This window comes from Pseudoalteromonas sp. SG44-1, from assembly GCF_014164315.1.
Classification (GTDB): domain Bacteria; phylum Pseudomonadota; class Gammaproteobacteria; order Enterobacterales; family Alteromonadaceae; genus Pseudoalteromonas; species Pseudoalteromonas rhizosphaerae.
In genome coordinates, this window is sequence record NZ_JACJEW010000284.1 from 1 (window position 1) to 285 (window position 285).

The 285-nt window shown below is 45.3% G+C and carries 1 protein-coding gene; it reads right to left on the minus strand.

What is annotated here, in order from left to right; genetic code table 11:
* On the minus strand, window positions 1-285 hold a 285-nt coding region (locus tag H5187_RS24175; RefSeq protein ID WP_182798535.1), incomplete at both ends, for a hypothetical protein.

The following is a 285-nucleotide window of genomic DNA, read 5'->3' on the forward strand; positions in this document are numbered from 1 at the left end:
GTATTGCCTGTATTAACCTCGGCATCATTCACGTTTTGAGCGTTATCAGCTTGAACATCATTTAATGAGTTATCAATGTCAGCCTGAGCATTATCTGCTTTTGGTTGAGTAGGCTCAGTCACTTGCTGAGTAGCAGTGGCTTGAGCTGTTGAAGCAGCACCCGTATTCAGCGGGGCATTGCCTGTACCAACATCGGTAGCTTTCACGTTTTGCCCATTATCAGCTTGATCTGCATTTAGTGAGCTTTCACTGCCAGCCTGAGTATTGTCAGCTTTTGGTTGAGTA